Raw genomic sequence first — 20,652 nt, forward strand, 5'->3', positions numbered from 1 at the left:
GAGGAAGCGTTCCCAAGCGGGTTTTTGCTTTCGCGGGATAGCCCAGGCGCCGGTCGGAATCCATATTTTCGCAATTGCAACGGGTGAAAGATGAGCCTCAAAGACCAGATCAACGACGACATGAAGACGGCCATGCGCGCGAAGGAAACCGAGCGCCTCGGCACGATTCGCCTGCTGCTCGCGGGAATCAAGCAGCGCGAAGTCGACGATCGCGTCACGCTCGACGACGCGGGCATCACCGCCGTCATCGACAAGATGATCAAGCAGCGCAAGGATTCGATCAGCCAGTTCGAAGCCGCGGGCCGCACCGATCTCGCCGACAAGGAAAAAGCGGAACTGGTGGTGCTCGCGGCGTACATGCCCGAACAGCTCTCCGCCGAAGCGATCGCCGCCGAGGTCCAGGCCGCCGTCGCCGCGACAGGCGCCGCCGGTCCGCAGGACATGGGCAAGGTGATGGGCGTGCTCAAGCCGAAACTTGCCGGCAAGGCCGACATGACCGCGGTTTCGGCGCAGGTGAAGGCCGCACTCGCCAAGTAACCGCCGCGGCTTATTCGATCGGTGATTCCGCACGCATTCCTGCAGGATTTGCTCAACCGCGTCGACATCGTCGACGTGGTGGGCCGCTACGTCCAGTTGAAGAAGGGCGGCGCGAACTTCATGGGGCTCTGCCCGTTCCACAACGAGAAGAGCCCGTCGTTCACCGTCAGCCCGACCAAACAGTTCTATCACTGCTTCGGCTGCGGCGCGCACGGCACCGCGATCGGCTTCCTGATGGAGCACACGGGTCTGACCTTCCCCGAGGCCGTGAAGGACCTCGCGCAAGGCGCGGGGCTGACGGTGCCGCAGGAGCCATCGAATGGCTTCCGTGGCGGCAGCGGCGGCGGCGAAAGCGCGCCGAGCAAGGCGGTCAGCGTCGCGTTGACCGAAGTCATGCAGACCGCCTGCGATTTCTATCGCAAGCAACTGCGCGGCGCGCCGAACGCCATCGCTTATTTGAAGAAGCGCGGTCTGACGGGCGAGGTCGCGGCGCGTTTCGGCCTCGGCTATGCGCCGGACGGCTGGCAGAACCTCGAAACCGCGTTTCCCGATTATCGGAATGATAACCTGGTGGAATCGGGGCTCGTGATCGTCAGCGAGAAGACCGATTCGCAAGGACAGGCACGGCGCTACGACCGCTTTCGCGAGCGCGTGATGTTTCCCATCCGCAACGTGAAAGGCAACGTGATCGGCTTCGGCGGGCGCGTGCTCGACGGCGGCGAGCCCAAATATCTGAACTCGCCGGAGACGCCGCTGTTCAGCAAGGGCAGCGAGCTGTACGGGCTGTTCGAGGCGCGTCTGGCGATTCGCGAACTGGGCTACGTGCTGGTCGTCGAAGGCTATATGGATGTCGTCGCGCTCGCGCAGCTCGGGTTTGCGAACGCCGTGGCGACGCTCGGCACGGCCTGCACGCCGATTCACGTGCAAAAGCTGTTTCGTCAGACGGATACCGTGGTGTTCAGTTTCGACGGTGATTCGGCCGGCCGGCGCGCTGCGCGCCGCGCGCTGGAGGCGGCGCTGCCGCACGCGGCGGACAATCGGACGATCAAGTTTCTGTTCCTGCCGAAAGAGCACGATCCGGACAGCTACGTCCGCGAGTTCGGCACCGACGGATTCGGCGAGCAGATCGATCGCGCGATGCCGATGTCGCAATTCCTGCTGAATGAGGTACTGAACGACAAGGAACTGGAGCAGCCCGAAGGCCGCGCGAAAGCACTTTTCGACGCGAAGCCGCTGCTGCAGGCACTGCCCGCGAACGCGCTGCGGGTGCAGATCCTGCATATGCTCGCGGACCGGCTCGACACGCCGTTCACGGAGATCGCCGCGCTGTGCGACATCGATTCGCGCGCCGCGGCGGTCGCCCGCGCGAACGTGCCGAAGAGCGAACGCCGTCGCGTGACGGGTCAGGAGCAACGCGCCTTGCGCAACCTGGTGATGTATCCGGGCATCGCGGTGGCGCTCGATCAGGACAGCGAGCGCACCCTCGTCACCATGACCGAGCACGGCGAAATTTTCAGCGAGGTGATCGGTCACGCGCGCGAACTCGGCGGCGAGGCGGAATTCCAGATGCTCTCGGACGTCTTGAGAAATGCAGCAAATGCGCCCACGTACGAAGATATCTTCCAGGAAATTCTCGCCTATGATGAAAACGTTCGCGATTTACTGATGCGCGATCCGTCGGACGAGGACGCGGCGCAGCGCGTCGAGGAACAGAAGCGCCTGCTCGCCGAGGAGTTGCAGGCGACGGTGGTGAAGCTACGGCACGACAGCTATCGCGCGCGGCTGGATCAACTGGCGCGGCAGTCGAGTCTCTCGGCGGAAGAGGTCGCGGAGTTCTCGGATCTGTCGACGAAAGTCGCTCAGATCAAGGCTGGACGGGGCGCGAGCCGGGATGCCGGAAAATGAGAATGCTATAATCGAAAGTTCAAAAAGGATTGCTTTTTGTCAACTGTTGAGGCGTTTTCGGGTAGAGGAAGAGGGGCGGGATAGAAGCAGGAAGGCGCGGGCTGAGTCGGCGTTTCGAGATGCGGTGCGGTGTGCTCATACGTGGTGCGCGCCGCATAAATCACACGAAACGGGCCGGTAAGCACGCCGACGAACAGACGGGCATAAGGGAAGCGGCTGCTATTGAGGGTAGGGCGAGAAGACGATTCACACTCGTTCGATCCGCGATGGCGCCCCGGGCAGGGCACGCAGGACGAAGCAGCGTGCGCAGATTGGGTATTCACGGTTCCATCGGCTGTTGTCCAGCAGCCGCGAGTCGAGACTAAAGCCGGTATGGCGAACTCCATGACGAAAAAGCTGAACGATGTATCCGTCGAAGACGACGCAATGCAAAACGCAGAGTCTGGCGCCGCTCCCGCGGCGAAGGTCGAGAAGGCCAGGGCTCGCGATCGCCGCGCGAAGGAAAAGGCACTGCTGAAGGACGCGTTCTCGTCGAGCGCGCCCGGCACCGTCGAGGAACTCGAGGAGCGGCGCGGCAAGCTGCGCGCGCTCATCAAGCTCGGCAAGGAGCGCGGCTTCCTCACGTACGGCGAGATCAACGATCATCTGCCCGACAACTTCACGGAAACCGAGGCGATCGAAGGCATCATCAGCACGTTCAATGACATGGGCGTGGCGGTGTATGAGCAAGCGCCCGACGCCGAAACGCTGCTGCTGAACGACAACGCGCCGAATGCCTCCTCCGACGACGAAGTCGAGGAAGAAGCCGAAGTCGCGCTCTCCACGGTCGATTCCGAATTCGGCCGCACGACCGACCCGGTGCGTATGTACATGCGCGAGATGGGCACGGTCGAACTGCTGACGCGCGAAGGCGAAATCGAGATCGCCAAGCGGATCGAAGACGGCCTCAAGCACATGGTCATGGCGATCTCCGCTTGCCCGACCACCATCGCGGACATCCTGGCGATGGCCGAGCGCGTCCAGAACGAGGAAGTGCGCGTCGATGAACTCGTCGATGGCCTGCTCGATCCGAATGCGCAGGACACGGACGGTTTCTCCGAGCAGGAAGCGGAGGCGATCGAATCCGAGGAGGAGGAAACCGAGGAAGAGAGCGACGAGGAAGAGGAAGAAGAGGACGACGGCAGCGCGCAGGCCAGCGCCAACGCCGCGCAGCTGGAAGCTCTGAAAGCCCAGTCGCTCGAGAAGTTCGCGCTGATCAGCGAATGGTTCGACAAGATGCGCCGCGCCTACGAGAAGGAAGGCTACAAGTCGAAGGCGTATCTGAAGGCGCAGGAAGCCATCCAGACCGAGCTGATGAACATCCGCTTCACGGCGCGCACCGTCGAGCGTCTGTGCGACACGTTGCGTGCGCAAGTGGACGAGGTGCGGCAGGTCGAGCGGCAGATTCTGCATACCGTGGTCGACAAGTGCGGCATGCCGCGCGCGGAGTTCATCACGCGCTTCCCCGGCAACGAGACCGATCTCGAATGGTCCGACAAGGTCGTGGCGGAAGGGCACGAGTACAGCGCGGTGCTGGAGCGCAATATTCCGGCGATCCGCGAACAGCAGCAGCGTCTGCTCGATCTGCAGGCGCGCGTCGTGCTGCCGTTGAAGGACCTGAAGGAAACCAACCGTCAGATGGCCGCGGGCGAACTGAAGGCGCGTCAGGCGAAGCGCGAAATGACGGAGGCGAACCTGCGTCTCGTGATTTCGATCGCGAAGAAGTACACGAACCGTGGGCTGCAGTTCCTCGATCTGATCCAGGAAGGCAATATCGGCCTGATGAAGGCGGTGGACAAGTTCGAATATCGGCGCGGTTACAAGTTCTCGACTTACGCGACGTGGTGGATCCGTCAGGCCATCACGCGTTCGATTGCGGACCAGGCGCGCACGATCCGCATTCCGGTTCACATGATCGAGACGATCAACAAGATGAACCGCATCTCGCGTCAGATTCTGCAGGAGACCGGTCTCGAGCCGGACCCGGCGACGCTGGCCGAGAAGATGGAAATGCCGGAAGACAAGATTCGCAAGATCATGAAGATCGCGAAGGAGCCGATCTCCATGGAAACGCCGATCGGCGACGACGACGATTCGCACCTCGGCGATTTCATCGAGGACACGAATACCGTCGCTCCGTCCGATGCGGCGCTGCACGCGTCGATGCGCGATGTCGTGAAGGATGTGCTCGACTCGCTGACGCCGCGCGAAGCGAAGGTGCTGCGCATGCGCTTCGGGATCGAGATGAGCACGGATCACACGCTCGAGGAAGTCGGCAAGCAGTTCGATGTCACGCGTGAGCGGATTCGCCAGATCGAAGCGAAGGCGCTGCGCAAGCTGCGGCATCCGAGTCGGTCGGACAAGTTGAAGTCATTCCTGGAAGGGAACTGACAGGGACTTGTTTTGAGAGGCGTTGTGAGGCAAACTCGCTACCCTCCGAAAGCCGCGCTGCGCAATGTTCGGAAGTAACAGAAAGCGCCGATAATGGCGCTTTCTTTTTGCCCTTTGCGTGCAAAAGGGCCGGAAGCTTAACTGGTATAAGCTGTCGACTCATAATCGACCGATAGTGGGTTCGAGCCCCACCCGGCCCACCATTCTTTCTTCGTTGAATCAAACGATCAGCAGAAGCGCGGTTTCTGTCCTTGATAAGACCATCAGGGACCGTTCAAGGATGTCAGTGGGTCATGACACCGCCTCGGGCGTCCGAAGCCTGTGTTATCGCCACGTTACTCTGTATTCCTTCTTACTTCCATCCCGAACATCGGGCGAATTTCACGCATCGGAATCGTTCGCAAAAAGCGCGAGATAGTCGGCCGGGTTGACCGGTTGGCCGCCCACGCGCACTTCGAAGTGCAGGTGCGGACCGGTCGAGCGCCCGGTCGAGCCAACCTCGGCGATCGCTTCGCGCGGCTGTACACGCTGTCCGACGCGAACCTCGATCTTGGAGGCATGGGCGTAGCGCGTTATAAAGCCATTACCGTGATCGATCTCGACCGTATTGCCATAGCCGGGCATCGGCCCAGCGTGGATCACGCGGCCACCGGCGGCCGCGAGGATCGGCGTGCCCGTCGGGGCGACCAGATCCACGCCCGGATGGAAACTCGGATGGTGCGTGAACGGGTCGAGGCGGTTTCCAAACGGGGAACCGGTGCGTCCGAGCATGAGCGGACGGCGCCCCGGGAACGCCCGCAGTGCCGCCTCGTGCTCGGCTACGCCCTGTTCGAGCGTGGCGAGCGTCGCCGCGAGGCAGTCGAGTTCGCCGCGGGCGACTTGCGGATCTGGATGCGCGCCGGCCGCTTGGCAAGGTCGCGGCGGCAGTTCCGGGCCGCCCTCGGCATCGCTATAAGCCCCGCGCGCTGACGTCCCTGCGACTGCCTTCGTGGCGGTCGCGAGCGACGATCGCGCGCGCAGGCGCTGGTCAAACGCGCTGAGGGCGTCCAGTTGCGCGGCGAGCTGCTCGGCGCGCGCATCCAGCGAGGCATTCGCGGCCTGCAGGCGCGCGAACTCGGCTGCCGCGTAAGGGGAGGGAGATGCGACGGACGACGGGGCGAAGGAAGACCTCGCAGGCTCGTGGCGGACGCGCAGCGGCGCGGCGCTGTAGTGCCCCAGCGCAAGGCCGGCAGCCAACGAGAGCGCGACCGCCGCGCAGGCGGTGCCAACGATGGCACGCAGCGCGCCGCGCCGCATCACGATATACAGATCGCTCTTCGAGCGCGAGACGACTGTCGCCACCCTTACTCCCCTGTAACTAATTGCCAATTGTGAGATGGTAGGAGCGCGTCAGATCTCCGCATATCGGACGAATCAGAGAAATTTGGGATAAGGGCGTAAGGCCGGGCCGCAACTGCACAGCGGTCGACAGTCCAGACGCGATCGCACGGCGTTTCAAGCTGATGCCGGACGCGACGCTGGCTGCGGTTTAGTCGGCGGAGCGGCCTTCATGCTGTGAACTGTGAGACTGGGGCTTGATGGCAGCGAGATGCGGAATGTCGCTGTCTGGCGCGTGAAAGAACACCCGCTGTTCGAGCGATTGTGTGGAATGAAACGCGTTGGGATTTTCGTGACGCAGCCGTGCGACGACGGCATCGATGGCGGCAATTCGGCCGCCGGCGCCCTTATGCGGCACGGTTGATTCCATCAGGGACTTGCGTTGAGCGGGTGTCAGAAACACGATACTTCCTTCCCGTTGTTCGGGACATGGGCTCAGAGAATTTTTACGAAACGATCAGCGCCAACGCCATCGCGGTACGCGAGTCGCGATCGAGCTGAAAATTCTGAGCAACATGGCATCGAGGTCCCATCAGACAAGTCTTAAACGTCTGCCACTTTGTATCGCAGTGCTCCCGTTTATCCGCAGGTGCATCTGCCTGTTGTCATGTCATAGTCCCGCTTCGGGCACCGACAAGAGGCGCTCGCCGCCGACTGCCAGCGGATGGTCAGTGAACAGCCGCAATCGAGTGAAGACGCATATCGGCATGGTCAACGTGTACTGCGCCGATACGCGAGAACGGGCTGATCGCGTAGCGGCACGACCTGCGTCCAGTCGACCGCCTACGCACACATCGATTAGTGAAACAGTGAAGTGAGCAGACGGACCAGCGTTTCGATCATCGTCGTCGGAACGGCTTCTTGCAGGGGATTGCGCGGCAGAGCAGCCTGGCGGGACAGCGCTGCGACATCGATCAGAAAGAAGGGGCTCATGACTGTTTCACCTCGGTTGCGTTTCGGACAGGATTAATTTTGAGATGAACCGGGTTGCGTCTCCATCGGACGTGTCTCAAAAATATCGGTCCCGCGACCTGGTTAGAGACCCACTACTTTGGACCAACTGAGCATTCGCCGCGAAGTAGCGCCCATTCCTCGCATGACTGGCCATCGGGAAAGCGGCACATGCCGAGCTGGCCGTTGCTGGTATCGACGATTTGCAGCGTTCCACCTTGGCGAGCGCAATTCACGGATGCCGGATTTGCAAGGCCGATCCGCGCGTCGGCCTGCGAAGCAGGTTGATTCGCGGATGCATTTGCGCTCGGCGGATGCGGTTGCGCGCATGCCGCCAACAAAGAAAGACACGAGATCAAGACAGGAACGGGCTTGAGCATGGATCAGTATTTTCCGGTTAGAAATTCAGTCATCCCTGGCTATGTCGACGGCGCTTGTTGAGAGCGTTATGTCACAGTTGCCAGGTAGCTTTGATTTGCTGCCGCGGAGACAGCCGTTCTGGGCCGATTCGCTTTCTGATTTTTCTGCGGTCAAGCTTCCGTCATTTCCTGCGCCGCCACAAGGAGCAAGGTAAGCTAAAAGTATCGACCAAATACTGATTCGGAGTGCAGATAAAGCTTTCAAGGTTTTCCTTTGACTATTGATTTTGATTCATGTCGCGCCGAGCGCGCCCGCAAGCTTGATGCAAGGGCGCCCCGCACTTTGTCAAAAATCGTGCGTCAAATAGGACCAGGAAAGTCGGAGATCGCTCGCGCACATTGGCCGAAGCGCGCCACGTCGCGAAAAACCTCAAACCTTTCTAACAAACTCCGTCTTAAGACTCATAGCACCAAACCCTTCGATCTTGCAGTCGATGTCATGATCGGCATCGACGAGGCGAATGTTCTTGACTTTGGTGCCCATCTTGACCACTCCACCACCGCCCTTGAGTTTGAGATCCTTTATGACAGTCACAGTGTCGCCATCATGAAGAACGTTCCCGGCGGAATCGCGATAAACCTTTGCGGTGGGCTCCGACGCAGCGCTTATCTGCGTGGACCATTCGTGCGCGCATTCGGGGCAGATGTACATGCCAGCGTCTTCATATGTGAATTCCGAGTGGCATTGCGGACAGGGAGGTAGTGCGTTCATACGTATTGCTTGATGCCTCGCGGCGATATGGAAGGCGGGAAGTATAGCGCCACCCGACGCCGAAACGACGCGACAGACGGTCCGACCCATCGCTATATTCCCCCATACATCCCGCCCTATGCAAATGATAAAAATGTTTTGCTTTCATGAATGGAATTTCTGCTCCAACATAAACTAGTTCTTAAAAGCACATGGAGTGAGACATGGAAAGCACAGCGGACTTGAAGCGCTACGAATTGCTGATCAACGGCGAATTCGTCCCGCCGAGTGGCGGCGAGTACTCGACCAACCTGGACCCGGCGACCGAAAACCCCATCGCGCGCGTGGCGCAAGGCACATCGGCCGATGTCGATCGCGCTGTGCAGGCGGCGCGCGCCGCGCTCAAGCCCTGGAACGCGATCCGCGCCGCCGAGCGCGGCCGCATCCTGATGAAGCTCGCTGACCTGCTTCGCGAAAATCAGGAAGAACTGGCGGCACTCGAAAGTCTCGACGCAGGCAAGCCGATCGCCGGCGTGCAGCGCCAGGACGTGCCCGCCGCCATCGATACGCTCGCCTACTACGCCGGCTGGTGCGACAAGATCAACGGACAGGTCGTGCCCGCGCGCCCCGATGCGCTCACCTACACCGTGCGCGAGCCCGTCGGGGTGGTCGCGGCGATCGTCCCGTGGAATTTTCCGCTGATGATCGGCATGTGGAAAATCGCGCCCGCGCTCGCATGCGGCTGCACGTTGATCGTGAAGCCGGCAGAAATCACACCGCTCTCCGCACTGATGGTCGGACGGCTCGCGCTGGAAGCGGGCGTGCCGCCTGGCGTGCTCAACATCGTGACGGGCAAGGGCTCGGTCGTCGGGGATTCGCTCGTCGCGCATCCGGGTGTCGACAAGGTGACGTTCACCGGTTCGCCGTCCGTCGGGCGTGGCATCCTGCAAGGCGCGGCGGGCAATTTCAAGCGCGTCACGCTGGAACTCGGCGGCAAGTCCGCCAACGTGATTTTCGCGGACGGGAATATCGATAGCGCCGTGCGCGCCGCCGCGTCGGGCATCTTCTTCAACGCCGGACAAGTCTGCTCGGCGGGCTCGCGCATTCTTGCCCAACGCGCTGTCTACGACGAAGTCGTCGAGCGCCTCGCCCAGCGCGCGCAGACGATCAAGCTCGGCGATCCGTCCAAACGCGAAACCAATATGGGCCCGCTCATTTCGGCCAAGCAGATGAAGAGCGTGCTGGACTATGTGGATATCGGCAAGGAAGAGGGCGCATCGCTCGTCGCGGGCGGCAAGCGCGTGGGCGAGCGCGGCTATTTCGTCGAGCCTACCGTGTTCGCCAACGTCGAGCACGAGATGCGAATTTCGCAGGAAGAGATCTTCGGGCCGGTCGCGAGCGTCATTCCCTTCGATGACGAAGCCGACGCGCTGCGCATCGCCAACGGCACCGCCTATAGTCTCGCTGCAGGCGTGTGGAGCGCGGATATCGGCCGCGTGCATCGGATGGCCGCCGAACTGAAGGCAGGCACGGTCTGGGTCAATACATACGGCTTCACGGATGTGCGCCTGCCCTGGGGCGGCGGCGGCGATTCGGGCTTCGGCCGCGAACATGGCGATGTCGCCATCGAAAACTTCACCGAGCCGAAAGCCGTCTGGATCGCGCTGACGCCCTGATGCCGCAGGTTATGCAGCCGCCGCGGGCATCCGCGGCGCATCACCTTCGGCGACCGAACGCAAAACGGCGGTCCGAAAAATCCGGACCGCCCGCATCGATATCAGTGAACTGTCAGACGCGCGCCGTTTCCTGGTTGCGTGCTCGCCAAAGCCGCGCCCTTTGCGTGCTGTCTTCATATTGCACGGTGTTCTGCCGGCACGCTTCGATAGTCGAATTCTTGCGCTCGACAATTGCCTGGCAGAGAAACTCCGCGCTGTACGCCTTCAGCAGATGCGGACAGTGCGATTCGACGAACTGCGCGATCTTGCCGTAATCGCTGTCCGCCGACGCGAGCGAGCGATACGTATGTGCATCCCAACGGAACATCAGGTCGAGTTCTTCGAAAGCGGTGTTGAACGCGCAGACTTGCGCCTGGACTTCGCGGTCATCGTGGTGCGTTGAGTGGATCATGATCGTCTCCTGTATGGCCGTGGGGCATGAATGGAGAATAGGGAACACGATCCATATACGATAGTTAAACCTTTTTTGTTTATATATTCAGTAAGCGTTATGTGTTGGGTTTACCCGTCTTCGCGACGATCTGCGTAATCGCTTCGATCTGCGCAGCGCCTTCTTCGATCAAAAATTGCTTGAAGGCGAGCGCCACCGGCGGCAGACGCTTGTTGTTCCGATGCACGACGAACCAGTTGAGCATCACGGGAAAACCCTCGATATCGAGCACCGCCAGCTTCCCGACCTGCAATTCCATGCTGATCGTGTGCGCGGACAGAAAACTCACGCCCATGCCCGCGATCACGGCCTGCTTGATCGTTTCGGTGCTGGTGATCTCCATCGCGACATTCAGGTTCGAAAGCCGGCCGGCAAAGCCTTCTTCCATCGAATTCCAGGTATCCGAACCGCGCTCCCGGACGATGAACGGTTCATCGGCGAGCGCTTCGAGCGGGACGTTCCTGCGGCCGACCAGCGGATGATCCGGCGGCGCGACGATCACATACGGATGCGGCGCGAACGACACGTTGACCGTATCCATGTCGCGCGGCGGGCGCACCATCACGGCGAGATCGGTCAGGTTATCGGAAAGCTGATGCAGCAATTCTTCGCGGTTGTGCACTGCGAGATTGAGCCTGACATCGGTATTGCGGCGAGTGAAAGCCGCCAGTAATCGGGGGAAAAAATAGTCGCCCGCGCTGATCACCGCGACGTTGAGCGTGCCGCCCGAAATTCCCTTGAGCCGCGCCATCGCGTCGTCGGCCTCGCGGAACTGCTCCAGAATCGACCGGCTGTAATGAAGCATTTCATTCCCGGCTGGCGTCAGGTAGATTTTTTTCCCTAATTGCTCAAACAGCGGCAACCCGGCATGCTCCTCCAGCTGCTTGACCTGCGTCGATACTGCGGGCTGCGTGAGGTACAGCTCCTCAGCCGCACGGGAAAAACTGAGTCGTCGGGCGACGGTTTCGAAGATCTTCAATTGACGCAGGGTGGCGTTGCGCAGCACGGCAATCCTTCATCCATTAACGATACCTAATTTATACAATAATTTTTTCTTACTTTCCTTAATCGTTTTTCTCCTCCACGATGCTTTCACGCCTTGGATCGTTGTAAGGCGGACAGTCGTGGTTAGCACGAACGGCCATGCTGAACCCCGAGCGTTGGCCTTCATGCTGCACAGCGTCAAAAAGCATCACTCCGCAACACACGAAGCCCGAAAAGGGCCACATCAATTATCCGAACTTTATTGGGAATCGCTTGAAATGATTTGTCGATCGCCTGACGCGGATGCCTGCCAGATGTGCGAATCGATCGCCCAATTCACCAAGCGCACGACGCGCAGCATACGGGACAGACGGCCTCACGCCCACGCCGCCTGGACCGAGCATTTCCCCTGACCGACCGCTCGCCGCCGACGCAATGCGCCGGCTTCTCGCAGCACATCAAGCGCCACACGAGCGCTGAGACAGATAACGGAGACAGACATGGCAAGCGCAGACACGATTGTGTCCGGGCAATCGCACGGGCGTCATCACAACAGATGGTTTCAACTAACGATCGGCATCATATGCATGGGGCTGGTCGCCAATCTTCAGTACGCGTGGACACTCTTCGTCGTACCCATGGATGCGAAGCATCACTGGGGGCAAGCGGCGATTCAAACCGCCTTCACCATCTTCATCGTCACTGAAACCTGGCTCGTGCCAGTCGAAGGCTGGCTCGTCGATAAATTCGGGCCGCGACCCGTCGTCATCGGCGGATCGATCTGCGCGGCGCTCGGCTGGATCATCGACGCGAACGCGACCAGTCTCATCCATCTGTATATCGGCGCGGTGGTCGCGGGCATCGGCGCGGGATGCGTGTACGGCACCTGCGTCGGCACGGCGCTCAAGTGGTTCCCGGACAAGCGCGGTCTCGCGGCGGGTCTGACCGCGGCGGGCTTCGGCGCGGGCGCGGCCGTCACGGTGATTCCGATCTCCAACATGATCCAGAGCTCGGGCTACGAGCAGGCCTTCATGTTCTTCGGCATCTTTCAGGGCGTGTGCATCTTCCTGCTCGCGCTGATGCTGGTGCGTCCGAATCCGCCCAAGGGCATCGTGCCGGCGAAACGCGTCGTGTCGACGAAAATCGACTACACGACCGGACAGATGGTGCGTACGCCGCTCTTCTGGGTGCTGTATCTGATGTTCGTGTTCGTCGCGGCGGGCGGCGTGATCGCCACGGCGCAGTTCGGGCCGATCGCGAAGGAATACGGCTTCGCGAAGATGCCGGTGAACCTGCTCGGCGTCACGCTGCCGCTGCTCGCGATGACGCTTTCCATCGATAACCTCTGCAACGGCTTCACGCGTCCGCTGTGCGGCTTCATCTCCGACAAGATCGGCCGCGAGAACACGATGTTCTTCATTTTCCTTGGCGAAGGCGTCGCGCTGCTCGGGTTGATGGAGTTCGGGCACAACCCGTATCTGTTCATGCTGTTCGCGGCGATGACGTTCCTGTGCTGGGGCGAAATCTTCTCGATCTTCCCCGCGACCTGCGCCGATACCTTCGGCAGCAAATACGCCGCCGCCAACGCGGGCACGCTGTACACGGCGAAAGGCACGGCGTCGATGCTGGTGCCGCTCGCCTCGGTGCTCGCGTCGATCGGCTCGTGGAACGCGGTGTTCATCGCTACCGCGATCACGTCGATCGCGGCGGGCCTGTGCGCCAAGTTCGTGCTCGCGCCGATGCGCCGCCGCTGGATCGAGAACACGGTCACCGAGACGTCGTCGGAATCGCCGGTCAATGCGTCGTTCCAGACGGGCTGGGACGCATCGAAGACGGTTCAGTAAGGCGCCCGGGGCATGGCGCGCGAACAGCTTCCGTCACTCAGCGTCTCGCTGCATCAACTGAGGCTGTTCGTCACGCTCGCGCGGCATCGCAGCTTCACGCGCGCGGGCGACGAATTCGGCATCACGCAATCGGCGGTCAGCCGCAGCATCCGCGAACTCGAAGACGAAATCGCGCTGCGGCTTTTCGATCGCACCACGCGGCAGGTCGCGCTCACGGATACCGGCCGCCGCCTGCTCGCGCGCATCGCGCCGCTCGTCGAGGAACTGGAAGCGACGCTCAGACCGCGCCCGCAGGAAGGCGGTGAGCCGGGCGTGGTGAATCTCGCGAGCAGTTGCGGTCTGACGGCGAGCGTCTTGCCCGCGCTGCTCGGTTCATGTCGCGAGCGCCTGCCGGACATTACGGTCGTCGTGATGGATCGTCCGCAGAACGCGGTCTTGCAGCTCGTGCGCTCGGGCGAGGCGGAAATGGGCGTGGTCATCGCGCCGGACAGTCTCGACGAACTCGCCGCCGAGCCGCTTTTCGCCGATGGCTTTGCCGCCGTCGTCGGCGCGTCGCACCGGCTGAGCGTGGCCGGGCGCATCGACTGGCAGCAACTGCGCGGAACGCCGATTCTCCTTCTTGATGACGACACCGGCAGCCTCGCCGCCATCGAAGCGGCGCTCGCGCTGCACGGGGTGACCGGCGCGGTGCGTCAGAAACTCACGCAGGCGACGGCGGTTGCGCGCATGGCCGAAGCCGGTCTGGGCATCGGCGTTCTGCCGATGCACGCGCGCGCCGCATGCGACAGCGTGCAGTCGCGCTTCATCCCGCTCGTTCCGGACGCCTCGCGCACCATCATGCTCGTGCGGCGGAAGAACCGCGCATTGCGGGCCAGCGCCGCGAATGTCTGGTCACACTTCATCGCATCCTCGTCGCATACTCTCATCACGGGCCAGGCCGTCGAGGCCTGACCGACGCGTTTTCTTCCCACATCGCACACCCGCGGCACGCTTGGCGCATGCGGGTTTTCGCTCGTCCGCATATGTACGATTCGCCTTGTCGTCGCTCGATACGGAATGTAGTATCTTGTATATCAGAAGGCTAAAAAGCTACAAACCCTCAGGAGACGAACCATGAAAATCTGCGTGTACGGCGCCGGCGCGATCGGCGGCTATATGGGTGCGCAACTGGCGCGCGCGGGTGCGGACGTCAGTTTCGTCGCGCGCGGACCGCATCTGGCGGCCATGCAGGCGAACGGCGTCAAGCTCCGGATCGACGGTGAAGAGCACGTCGTCAAGGTGCGCTGCACGAACAACCCCGCCGAACTGGGCCCGCAGGATTTCGTGATCATCGCGTTGAAGGCGCATTCGATACCGGCGGTCGTCGACCTGATTCCGCCGCTGCTCGGCCCGGAAACGGCGATCGTCACGGCCGTCAATGGACTGCCTTACTGGTATTTCTACAAGCACGGCGGCGAGCTGGAAGGCACGAAACTGCAGAGCGTCGATCCGGGCGGCCGGCAATGGGACGTGTTCGGACCGCAGCGGGCCATCGGTTGCGTGCTGCTGCCGGCGGCGGAGATCGCGGAGCCGGGCGTCATCGAGCATCACTACGGCAAGAAGTTTCCGATCGGCGAACCGAGCGGGGAGATCACGCCGCGGTTGCAGGCGCTGCACGACATGATGGCCAAGGCGGACATGGAAGCGCCGATGCGCGACAACATCCGCGACGAGATCTGGCTGAAGCTCTGGGGCAACCTGTGCTTCAACCCGATCAGCGCGCTGACCGGCGCGACGCTCGACGTTCTGACGAGCGATCCCGGCACGCGCGCGCTCTCGAAGGCGATGATGCTGGAGGCGAAGGCCGTCGGCGACAGGATCGGCGTGAACTTCCGTGTCGACGTGGAGCGGCGCATCAACGGCGCGGGCGCGGTCGGCGCACACAAGACGTCGATGCTGATGGACTGCGAAGCCGGCCGGCCGATGGAAATCGATCCTTTGATGACCGTCGTGCAGGAAATCGGCCGCCTGGTGCACGTCGAGACGCCGATGCTCGATGCGGTTCTTGCATTGATCAAGCTGCGCGAGGGAGTGAATCAGGGCACGGCGAAGGCATTGCCGCTCCCGCAATCCCAAAAAGCCGCCTAAACTGCAGACGAAGGCGCCAGCGTTGTTTCTGATATACAAGATGCAAAATACGTTGCGTTCTGCTGCGACGCAGCATATACTGAGGGCTCTTGAGTGATTTGACTGGAGCCTGAAATGAGCATCGCCCTGTTGGTGGTTGTCGGATTCGCGCTGGTTGCCGTTGGTGCGGGTGTTACGTTTATGATTGCGTCGTCGGTGCCGCAGAGCATGCTGCAGCGCGCACAGAATCACGGTCGCTTCGCCGGACTCGCGGCGGAAGATCAGAACGGCGGTTCGGGCAAGCGTGTCGACGCTCGCCGTCCGCACTTGGGAAATCAAGCCATCAATGCCATCTGATACTCAATCGGTAGACAGGCCGGACGTTCGGTCCACGGGACTCACCCTTTCGCTGGAACCGATCAATGCCACGGTTTCGCTGCGCGACCAGGCGTACGCGAAACTGCGGCAGGCGATCGCAGACGCGGACATCTACCGTTCGCGCGAAGAAATCCGTCTCGACGAAAAAGAGCTGACCGAAGCGCTCGGCGTCTCGCGCACGCCTATCCGCGAGGCCATGACGCTGCTCGAGCAGGAAGGCTTTCTGCGCACGGTGCCACGGCGCGGCGTCTATATCCTGCGCAAGACCAAGCGCGAGATCGTCGAGATGATTCATATGTGGGCGGCGCTGGAGAGCATGGCGGCGCGCCTCGCGACGCAGCGCGCGACAGACGCGGAAATCGCGCAGTTGCGGCACATGTTCGACAACTTCCGCGACTCGACCCCGGCCGAGCATATCGACGAGTATTCGGAAGCGAACATCTCGTTCCATTCCGCGATCGTGCGGCTGGCGAAGTCGGAAATCATCTTCGACACGATCAAGAACATCTTCGTGCACGTGCGCGCGATCCGTAAGATGACGATCTCGCAGAGCGACCGGGCATCGCGCTCGATCGTCGATCACATGCGTATCATCGAGGCGCTGGAGAAGCGTGACACGGAGCTGGTCGAGCGGCTCGTGAAGCAGCACTCGCTCGATCTGGCGGCGTTCGTCGAGGCGAATTGCGACTTTCTGGATTGATGCCGGATTGAAGCGCCAGCATTGAAAAAGGCCGCGTGGCATTTGCCGGGCGGCCTTTTTTGCGTTCTGAGTTACAGAACCGGGATTGCCAACGCTTGCTCGATCGTCATGGCAAGCAACAGCGCGGCGACTGAAGTGTAGAAGAGACGAATCACGGCGACTCCGTCGAACGAGGTTGAGATCAACCTGCGATTCTACTTCAGTCGCGTAATGAAAATGTAAAGAATGATGCGGCACGTTGAATCGTGCCGCATTTGTGACGATTACCGTATTGCGTGCAGCATCGTTTCGCCGAGCGTGGCGGGCGAATCCGCGACGTGAATGCCCGCGGACTTCATCGCGTCGATCTTCGCGCTTGCCGTGCCCGAGCCGCCCGAGATGATCGCGCCCGCGTGACCCATGCGGCGTCCCGGCGGCGCGGTGGTCCCGGCGATGAAACCCACGACCGGCTTCTTCGTCTTTGCCTCCTTCAGGAACTGCGCGGCCTCTTCCTCCGCCGAACCGCCGATCTCGCCGATCATGATGATGCCTTCGGTCGCGTCGTCTTCCAGAAAGAGCGAGAGACAGTCGATGAAGTTCGTCCCGTTCACCGGATCGCCGCCAATGCCGATGCACGTCGTCTGGCCGAGTCCGGCCGCGGTCGTCTGCGCGACGGCTTCATAGGTGAGCGTGCCCGAGCGCGACACCACGCCGATCTTCCCCGGCTGATGGATATGCCCCGGCATGATGCCGATCTTGCATTGTCCCGGCGTGATGACGCCTGGACAGTTCGGCCCGACGAGCCGGCTGTTCGAGCCGCTCAGGGCGCGCTTCACGCGCAGCATGTCGAGCACCGGAATGCCTTCCGTGATGCAGACGATGAACGGCACTTGCGCATCGATGGCTTCGAGAATCGCGTCGGCGGCGAAGGGCGGCGGCACGTAGATCACGGACGCATCGGCGCCGGTTCTGTCGACCGCATCGGCGACGGTGTCGAACACGGGCAGATCCAGATGCGTCGTGCCGCCCTTGCCGGGCGTCACGCCGCCGACCATGCGCGTGCCGTACGCGATTGCCTGTTCCGAATGAAACGTGCCCTGCGCGCCAGTGAAGCCCTGGCAAATCACTTTCGTATCCTTGTTGATCAAGACGCTCATGTCGGGCTTCCTCTCAATGATGGACGGCGCTGACGATCTTGTCGGCGGCGTCGGCGAGATTTTCGGCGGCAATGATGGTGAGGCCGGAGGTGCGCAGAATCTCGCGGCCCGCATCGACGTTCGTTCCGGCGAGGCGCACGACGAGCGGCACGCTCAGATCGATTTCGCGCGCGGCCGCGACCACACCTTGCGCGATCACATCGCAACGCATGATGCCGCCGAAGATATTGACGAGAATCCCTTGCACCTTCGGATCGCGCAGGATCAGCTTGAAAGCGGTCGCGACGCGCTCCTGCGTCGCCCCGCCGCCGACGTCGAGAAAGTTCGCGGGCTCGCCGCCGTAGAGCTTGATGATGTCCATCGTGGCCATCGCGAGACCGGCGCCGTTCACCATGCAGCCGATGTTGCCGTCGAGCTTCACGTAGTTGAGTCCGTGCTTCGCCGCTTCAATTTCGGCGGGATCTTCCTCGTCCTCGTCGCGCAGCTTTTCGATATCCGGATGGCGATAGAGCGCGTTGTCGTCGAAATTGAGCTTGGCGTCGAGCGCCATGACGTCGCCGGAGCCGGTCACGACGAGCGGATTCACTTCGACGATGGACGCATCCAGATCGACGAAGGCCTGATACAGCGCGCTGATGAATTTCGACGCGGCGCTGACTTGCTTGCCAACGAGGCCGAGCCCGAACGCGATCTGTCGCGTGTGAAAGGGCTGTAGCCCGGTGGCGGGATCGATCGCGACCTTGAGAATCTTTTCCGGCGTGCGATGCGCGACTTCCTCGATTTCCATGCCGCCTTCGGTCGACGCCATGATCGTGATGCGCGACGTGGCGCGATCAACGAGCATGCCGAGATAAAGCTCGCGCGCGATGTCGCAGCCTTCCTCGATATAGAGCCGCTTCACTTCCTTGCCCGACGCGCCGGTCTGCTTGGTCACGAGCACCGACGAGAGCATTTTCTGCGCGTTCTCGCGCACGTCGTCCACCGATTTCACGACCCGCACGCCGCCCTTGCCGTCCGGATCGTTGGCGAAGCGGCCGGCGCCGCGGCCGCCCGCGTGAATCTGCGATTTCACGACCCAGACCGGACCGCCGATCGCGCGCGCCGCATCGGCGGCTTCCTGCGCGGAAAAGGCGACGCGGCCCTCTGGTACCGCGACGCCGTACTTTCGCAGCAGCGCCTTCGCCTGATATTCGTGGATGTTCATTGCGTCTCCTATGTCCTCTGATGGGAATGCGCGCGACACAAAAAAACGCGTAGATGGCGCGCTGAAATACTGTATATCACATTTCACGGCGTGCAAAAAACTTCGATGCACGCGCGTGCGATCGTTAGGTGGGCACTTAATTAGAGACGGAAGGGGCCAGGATTTGACGCGACGCAGCGTAACAGAGGCTGAAATCGTTTAGCAGCGGGCGTTTCAGGCGATCGTGCGGTGCGTCACAGGGTTTTCGACGAGCGGGACACTGTTGACTAATTTTGTGTCTGGAATATTGTATATCACGTGAAGCGACACGATCGCCTGGCGCGATCGCGCATACGATGTACAAATAAATGTGAACCTATAAACGTTGAATGTAAGACTTGGGAGACAAAACCATGACGCTGAAGACTTCTGGCAAGGCGCTGGACGGCGTGCGTATCCTGGATTTCACGCACGTTCAGTCCGGCCCGACCTGCACGCAACTGCTCGCATGGTTCGGCGCGGACGTCATCAAGGTGGAGCGCGCGGGCTCGGGCGACATCACGCGCGAACAGCTGCGTGACATTCCCGACGCCGACAGCCTCTACTTCACGATGCTGAACCACAACAAGCGCTCCATCACCATCGACACGAAGAATCCCGAGGGCAAGAAGGTGCTCGAGACGCTCGTGAAGAAGTGCGACGTGCTCGTCGAGAACTTTGCGCCGGGTGCGCTCGATCGCATGGGCTTCACGTGGGAGCGCATCCAGGAGTTGAATCCGCGCATGATCGTCGCATCCGTGAAGGGCTTCGGGCCGGGGCCGTACGAGGATTGCAAGGTCTACGAAAACGTCGCGCAATGTGCGGGCGGCGCAGCCTCCACGACCGGTTTCGACGACGGCCCGCCGGTCGTCTCCGGCGCGCAGATCGGCGATTCGGGCACGGGCCTGCATCTGGCGCTCGGCATCGTCACGGCGCTCTATCAGCGCAACACGAGCGGGCGCGGCCAGAAAGTGCTCGCCGCGATGCAGGACGGCGTGCTCAACCTCTGCCGCGTGAAGCTGCGCGACCAGCAGCGGCTCGAACGCACCGGCGTGATGAAGGAATACCCGCAATACCCGAACGGCTCGTTCAGCGAAGCGGTGCCGCGCGCGGGCAACGCATCGGGCGGCGGTCAGCCGGGCTGGATTCTCAAGTGCAAAGGCTGGGAAACCGATCCGAACGCGTACATCTACTTCATCACGCAGGCGCCGGTGTGGGGCGAAATCTGCAAAGTGATCGGCAAGGAGGAATGGATCGATCATCCGGACTACAAGACGCCGAATGCGCGTCTGCCGCATCTGAAGGACATCTTCGCCGAGATCGAGCGCTGGACGATGTCGAAGACCAAGTTCCAGGCAATGGAAATTCTCAACAAGCACGACATTCCGTGCGGCCCGATTCTCTCGATGAAGGAAATCGCCGAGGAGCCGTCGCTGCGCAAGACCGGCACCGTGGTCGAAGTGGATCATCCGGTGCGCGGCAAATACCTCACGGTCGGCAACCCGATCAAGCTGTCCGACAGCCCGACCGAAGTCGAGCGCTCGCCGCTGCTCGGCGAGCATACCGACGAAGTCATGGCCGAACTTGGCTACACGCCCGAACAGGTCGCCACGCTGAGAAGCCTCGGCGCTATCTGAAAGCTGTCCGAAACGCGCACACGTCCGCCGCCTCGAAAGGGGGCGGCGTGGACCATCACGTCCAAAAGCGGACGCGCCCTAAATGGAGACACGCCAGCATGAACAGCACGGTTGCCCAGGAACGTAGTACAAGCGGGCGCGCGGTGCGGGCCTGATCTGAGTTTCAGGA

Annotated in this window: 19 protein-coding genes and 1 tRNA gene; 11 read left to right on the plus strand and 9 right to left on the minus strand. The window is 61.7% G+C overall.

Going from position 1 to position 20,652, the window contains the following annotated elements:
• Window positions 1–90 precede the first annotated feature (90 nt).
• The 4 genes from BTHE68_RS14545 (at window position 91) to BTHE68_RS14560 (ending at window position 5,075) form a co-directional block, all read left to right on the plus strand.
• The gene (locus tag BTHE68_RS14545; RefSeq protein WP_162067056.1) at window positions 91–537 is read left to right on the plus strand and encodes a GatB/YqeY domain-containing protein; all 447 of its coding nucleotides are present in this window, start codon (window positions 91–93) and stop codon (window positions 535–537) included.
• A 21-nt stretch (window positions 538–558) separates the two neighbouring features.
• A complete protein-coding gene (dnaG, locus tag BTHE68_RS14550; RefSeq protein ID WP_162067057.1) occupies window positions 559–2,442 on the plus strand; it encodes a DNA primase in 1,884 nt (627 codons plus the stop codon).
• A 372-nt stretch (window positions 2,443–2,814) separates the two neighbouring features.
• Complete coding sequence (gene rpoD, locus BTHE68_RS14555; RefSeq protein ID WP_162067058.1) at window positions 2,815–4,872, plus strand: RNA polymerase sigma factor RpoD; 2,058 nt, start codon at window positions 2,815–2,817, stop codon at window positions 4,870–4,872.
• 126 nt (window positions 4,873–4,998) lie between these two features.
• Window positions 4,999–5,075, plus strand: a tRNA-Ile gene (locus BTHE68_RS14560).
• 178 nt (window positions 5,076–5,253) lie between these two features.
• On the opposite strand, the gene BTHE68_RS14565 is transcribed toward BTHE68_RS14560, so the two are convergent.
• The 5 genes from BTHE68_RS14565 to BTHE68_RS14580 form a co-directional block, all read right to left on the minus strand.
• Entirely contained in the window at window positions 5,254–6,213 is a 960-nt protein-coding gene (locus BTHE68_RS14565) for a M23 family metallopeptidase (protein ID WP_162067059.1), read from the minus strand.
• A gap of 187 nt (window positions 6,214–6,400) precedes the next feature.
• Entirely contained in the window at window positions 6,401–6,652 is a 252-nt protein-coding gene (locus BTHE68_RS14570) for a hypothetical protein (RefSeq protein ID WP_232077997.1), read from the minus strand.
• A gap of 395 nt (window positions 6,653–7,047) precedes the next feature.
• A complete protein-coding gene (locus BTHE68_RS37165) occupies window positions 7,048–7,182 on the minus strand; it encodes a hypothetical protein (protein ID WP_286202791.1) in 135 nt (44 codons plus the stop codon).
• A 113-nt stretch (window positions 7,183–7,295) separates the two neighbouring features.
• On the minus strand, window positions 7,296–7,580 hold the full coding sequence (locus BTHE68_RS14575) for a putative hemolysin (protein WP_162067060.1): 285 nt from the start codon (window positions 7,578–7,580) through the stop codon (window positions 7,296–7,298).
• Window positions 7,581–7,989: 409 nt separating this feature from the next.
• The gene (locus tag BTHE68_RS14580) at window positions 7,990–8,331 is read right to left on the minus strand and encodes a zinc ribbon domain-containing protein YjdM (protein ID WP_162067061.1); all 342 of its coding nucleotides are present in this window, start codon (window positions 8,329–8,331) and stop codon (window positions 7,990–7,992) included.
• Window positions 8,332–8,534: 203 nt separating this feature from the next.
• Here BTHE68_RS14580 and BTHE68_RS14585 point away from each other — a divergent pair, with 203 nt between their 5' ends.
• Complete coding sequence (locus BTHE68_RS14585; RefSeq protein WP_162067062.1) at window positions 8,535–9,986, plus strand: aldehyde dehydrogenase family protein; 1,452 nt, start codon at window positions 8,535–8,537, stop codon at window positions 9,984–9,986.
• Between the two features lie 112 nt (window positions 9,987–10,098).
• Here BTHE68_RS14585 and BTHE68_RS14590 read toward each other — a convergent pair whose 3' ends face one another.
• Window positions 10,099–10,437: a hypothetical protein gene (locus tag BTHE68_RS14590; RefSeq protein WP_162067063.1), complete on the minus strand. Its 339-nt coding sequence runs from the start codon at window positions 10,435–10,437 to the stop codon at window positions 10,099–10,101.
• A gap of 97 nt (window positions 10,438–10,534) precedes the next feature.
• On the minus strand, window positions 10,535–11,479 hold the full coding sequence (locus tag BTHE68_RS14595) for a LysR family transcriptional regulator (protein ID WP_162068201.1): 945 nt from the start codon (window positions 11,477–11,479) through the stop codon (window positions 10,535–10,537).
• A gap of 481 nt (window positions 11,480–11,960) precedes the next feature.
• Here BTHE68_RS14595 and oxlT point away from each other — a divergent pair, with 481 nt between their 5' ends.
• The 5 genes from oxlT (at window position 11,961) to BTHE68_RS14620 (ending at window position 16,488) form a co-directional block, all read left to right on the plus strand.
• On the plus strand, window positions 11,961–13,304 hold the full coding sequence (gene oxlT, locus BTHE68_RS14600; protein WP_162067064.1) for an oxalate/formate MFS antiporter: 1,344 nt from the start codon (window positions 11,961–11,963) through the stop codon (window positions 13,302–13,304).
• 12 nt (window positions 13,305–13,316) lie between these two features.
• On the plus strand, window positions 13,317–14,255 hold the full coding sequence (locus tag BTHE68_RS14605; RefSeq protein ID WP_162067065.1) for a LysR family transcriptional regulator: 939 nt from the start codon (window positions 13,317–13,319) through the stop codon (window positions 14,253–14,255).
• A gap of 162 nt (window positions 14,256–14,417) precedes the next feature.
• Window positions 14,418–15,431 carry a 2-dehydropantoate 2-reductase gene (locus tag BTHE68_RS14610; RefSeq protein WP_162067066.1) on the plus strand — a complete coding sequence of 338 codons (1,014 nt, stop codon included), beginning with the start codon at window positions 14,418–14,420 and terminating at the stop codon, window positions 15,429–15,431.
• 114 nt (window positions 15,432–15,545) lie between these two features.
• Window positions 15,546–15,767 (plus strand): hypothetical protein, encoded by a 222-nt coding sequence (locus BTHE68_RS14615; protein WP_162067067.1) that lies wholly within the window; start codon window positions 15,546–15,548, stop codon window positions 15,765–15,767.
• Window positions 15,757–16,488: a GntR family transcriptional regulator gene (locus tag BTHE68_RS14620; protein WP_162067068.1), complete on the plus strand. Its 732-nt coding sequence runs from the start codon at window positions 15,757–15,759 to the stop codon at window positions 16,486–16,488. Before BTHE68_RS14615 ends, BTHE68_RS14620 begins: the two co-directional genes overlap by 11 nt.
• 263 nt (window positions 16,489–16,751) lie before the next feature.
• On the opposite strand, the gene sucD is transcribed toward BTHE68_RS14620, so the two are convergent.
• Together sucD and sucC are read right to left on the minus strand one after the other, a co-directional pair.
• On the minus strand, window positions 16,752–17,624 hold the full coding sequence (gene sucD, locus BTHE68_RS14625; RefSeq protein WP_162067069.1) for a succinate--CoA ligase subunit alpha: 873 nt from the start codon (window positions 17,622–17,624) through the stop codon (window positions 16,752–16,754).
• A 13-nt stretch (window positions 17,625–17,637) separates the two neighbouring features.
• The gene (gene sucC, locus BTHE68_RS14630) at window positions 17,638–18,828 is read right to left on the minus strand and encodes an ADP-forming succinate--CoA ligase subunit beta (RefSeq protein ID WP_162067070.1); all 1,191 of its coding nucleotides are present in this window, start codon (window positions 18,826–18,828) and stop codon (window positions 17,638–17,640) included.
• A gap of 392 nt (window positions 18,829–19,220) precedes the next feature.
• Between sucC and frc the strand changes: the two genes are divergently transcribed.
• Window positions 19,221–20,483 (plus strand): formyl-CoA transferase, encoded by a 1,263-nt coding sequence (gene frc / locus BTHE68_RS14635; RefSeq protein ID WP_162067071.1) that lies wholly within the window; start codon window positions 19,221–19,223, stop codon window positions 20,481–20,483.
• Window positions 20,484–20,652 lie beyond the last annotated feature (169 nt).

The sequence above is a fragment of the Burkholderia sp. THE68 genome, assembly GCF_009938265.1.
Classification (GTDB): domain Bacteria; phylum Pseudomonadota; class Gammaproteobacteria; order Burkholderiales; family Burkholderiaceae; genus Caballeronia.